Source organism: Thiolapillus sp., assembly GCF_048562965.1.
Taxonomy (GTDB): domain Bacteria; phylum Pseudomonadota; class Gammaproteobacteria; order Chromatiales; family Chromatiaceae; genus Thiolapillus; species Thiolapillus brandeum_A.
Genome location: NZ_JBHNMF010000335.1, coordinates 1 through 3,614 on the forward strand (window position 1 = coordinate 1; position 3,614 = coordinate 3,614).

At 55.1% G+C, this 3,614-nt stretch carries 2 protein-coding genes and 1 pseudogene; all 3 read left to right on the top strand.

Going from position 1 to position 3,614, the window contains the following annotated elements; genetic code table 11:
* Positions 1–1,335: pseudogene (locus ACOCD2_RS14345) on the top strand (hypothetical protein); the annotation flags it as partial.
* Positions 1,336–1,989: 654 nt separating this feature from the next.
* Positions 1,990–3,252 (top strand): ImmA/IrrE family metallo-endopeptidase, encoded by a 1,263-nt coding sequence (locus ACOCD2_RS14350; RefSeq protein ID WP_305802019.1) that lies wholly within the window; start codon positions 1,990–1,992, stop codon positions 3,250–3,252.
* A gap of 2 nt (positions 3,253–3,254) precedes the next feature.
* Positions 3,255–3,614 (top strand): DUF4411 family protein (locus ACOCD2_RS14355; RefSeq protein ID WP_293675342.1); only part of this gene is annotated, 360 nt, incomplete at its 3' end.

Here is a 3,614-nt window from a genome sequence, read left to right on the forward strand (position 1 = left end):
TTGCGAGAATTCGCGCAAGGATCGACGAATATGTTCCCCTCCTACAAGGAGGCGTGGCGCGAGGTCTGCCGCAACCGTTTCTTTCATAGCCTGTTCGCGCTCTGTGATCTGGCACGCGATGGCGTGTGGCCGACTGAGCGATGGCACGAGGCCCTGCATGCCTGGAGTGAAGAAGACATGCTGCAGCGGTCGTGGTGTTATGCCGCCCCCCTGGTGCAGCGCATGCCCGACACCGTTATCCAGGAAATCGCCCATGGCGTGACGGGATGGATCGAGGTGGTATCCGGGACGATTAACCGTCACAAGGACATCCTGCTGGACCTGTGTCGCCGTGTATTGGAAATGTCACTCGAAGCGGACACGGGGATGACACACAATGGCGGGCCAACGGATCAGCCTGTCGCCGAGGCACTCAACCACCCCATCGGGCATGTCACGCAGGCGCTGATCAACCTGTGGTTCAAGCGGAACCCAAACGACAACGATCTTCTTCCAGAAGAGATCAAACCCTTCTTTACCGAACTGTGTGATGTTCAGAAGGCCCGATTCCGCCCCGGTCGGGTACTGCTGGGGTCGCAACTGATCGCCTTTTTCCGGGTGGACCGGGCGTGGACTGAGCAATATCTGTTACCGCTATTTAATTGGGACAATCCGACCGAAGCGAAAGCCGTGTGGGAAGGCTTCCTGCAGTCACCCCGCTTGTACCAGCCCCTGCTGACGGCCTTCAAAGCCCCGTTCCTTGAGAGTGCAGAGCACTATACCGACCTGGGTGGACACTACAAACAACAGTTCGCGGCCTTCCTGACGTACGCAGCATTGGAGCCAACCGAAGGATACACCATGGATGAATTCCGTTCTGCGATGGGTGCGCTGCCTCAAGACGGGATTGAGGCGTCCGCGCAGGCGCTTTTCCAGGCGCTCGAAGGATCTGCCGATCGGCGCGAGGACTACTGGAAGAACCGTGTCCAGCCCTTTTGGCAACAGGTCTGGCCCAAGTCCCGCGACCTGGCCACCCCACGACTTGCCGAACGCTTAACCCTGATGAGCATTGCCGCCCGAGGCGAATTCCCGGCTGCTTTGGCTGCGGTAAAAGACTGGCTGCAACCGCTCGAACATCCACACTACGTTGTTGATATGCTGCACAAATCGGGGTTATGCCGCCAATATCCTGGGGAGGCGTTGTACGTGCTGGCAGCTGTAATTTCCGATCAACCGGGGGTGACCGAAGCGTTGGGACGCTGTTTGGACGAAATCAGGAAAGTTGAGCCAGGGCTTGTGAAAAATGCCGGATACACCCAACTTCAAGAATATTTGCGCATCAGGAAATCACAATGAGCGCTGATGGATCTTCAAAGTCGAAGATACATTTGTGCCGCTCGGGGTTTCCCCGTGTAGTACATTGAATAACCCGTTAAAACGGCATGGCTACCCGTCACATCCGACCATATCCCATAAAACTCAACCCGGATCAACAGGATAAGATGACTGACCAGGAATTAGAAGCCGGCCTTGCGCCGGTTTATCTCAATCCGGCGCTGGTTGCGTCGCTGCTGCTCATGGGATACCAGGGCCTCGGCGAAGGCCAGATAGGACACTTCGTTGGCCTCGGCCCGACGCAGCAGGTCGGCCAGGTCCTGGGCGATGTGGGTGCAGCGGATGTCGCGATACTGCGGGCAATCTGCTCAATGGAGGTCATTAAGACACCTCCTGCGCCGACGGGAGTACCGAGGCATAGCCATTCAGCCGGTCGCTGTCCTTTGTGGGGGGCGACGGCAGATTCTCGGGTGGATAGACGAACCGCCCGGGGTCGGCGGCATAGGCCTCGAATGTTAATCAGCATGCAAAACTGATCAGGAATTGGGGGGAAACAGCGTCGAATTTTGACCACCCCCTGAAGTCTGTCATCGGCAGATCGGTTTTCTTGGCCATGCGGCCAGTCCATCACAGTGCGGACTATTATGCACCTTTTAGCAGCAACTGTTTCCGGATTTGGGCGGCATCGCCAAGTGGCTGAAATATCGATCGTTTGAGATCGGCTTGGTGGGGCACTGTAAAACAAATGCGAAAGCAATTGAAATTACTATAAAATCAACAGCTATGAGTCGAGTATCTGTCAACCCGGAAATCCTGCACTGGGCACGCGAGCGCGCCGGGGTATCTGTGGATGTATTGGGACACCTGTTCCCGAAGTTCGAGCAATGGGAAACCGGAGAGGTTAAACCGACCTTGAAGCAGCTGGAGGCACTGGCGAAGAAAACCCTGACCCCACTGGGATATTTCTTTCTGGATACACCACCTGAGGATCGTTTGCCGATCCCGGACTTTAGAACCCTGGATGACCGTGCTGTCCACAGGACCAGTCCCAATTTGCTGGATACCGTGCAAATGATGCAGCGGCGACAGGCATGGATGCTCGAATTCCTGATTGAACAGGGGCAGCCTCGATTGCCTTTTGTGGGTGCCGCTGAGCCAACTGATGACCCCGTTCAGGTTGCTACCCATATACGACAAGTGTTGGGGATCGGCGATAGATGGGCGGCGCAACATCGCACATGGGAGGATGCCTTGCGGGCTTTGCGCTTGGCTGTAGAAAAGGCAGGGATTCTTATTATTACGAATGGAATTGTTGGCAATAACACAAGAAGGAAGCTTGATCCTGCGGAGTTTCGTGGATTTGTCCTGCCTGATGCGTATACTCCCCTTGTGTTCATCAATGGCGTCGATGGCAAGGCGGCCCAGATGTTCACCATTGCGCACGAGCTCGCCCATGTATGGTTCGACAAGAGTGCCGTGTTTGATCTGCGTGAATTGCAGCCTGCGGAAGACCGGACCGAGATCGCATGTAACAAGGTAGCTGCAGAGTTTCTTGTTCCGGAGCGGGAGTTGCGAGCGTTGTGGCCAATGGAGGGGCAGGATACTGAGTCATTTCAGGTTATCGCGCGCAATTTCAAAGTCAGCACACTCGTTGCGGCGCGTAGAGCGTTGGATCTTGATCTGATCAACAGGGAGACATTTTTCGATTTCTATAGGAACTACCTTGAAGATGAACGACGGTTTTCCGCCCTGAGAAAGAGAAAGCCGGGCGGAGATTTTTATGCCAATCAAAACGCTCGCGTGGGGAGGCGATTTGCCTATGCTGTGGTACGGGCCGCCAAAGAAGGTCGTATTTTGTATCGGGATGCATACCAGTTAACCGGTCTTCAGGGGAAGACATTTGACAAATACGCGAAGTCCCTTGGGCTTGGATTTTAATCATGATCCATGGGATGAACTTTGTGCTGGATGCCAATGTGTTCATTGAGGCCAAGCGTCGATACTACGCCTTTGATCTCTGCCCGGGTTTCTGGGAAGCGCTGCGCTGGCATCATGCCAGGGGTGAACTGGTCAGCATTGATCGCGTGAAGGACGAGCTGAAAAAGGGGAAGGATGATCTCACGGATTGGGTGAACAACCGGATGCCAGATGGTGGTTTTGTCGCTTCGGATGAGGCGGACGTTGTTGAGTGGTATGGAAAAATGGTTGCCTGGGTCCAGGCGGAGCCACAGTATTTTGACGAAGCCAAGGCAGAATTTGCACGCGTCCCCGATGCCTGGGTGACAGCCTATGCCAAGGCC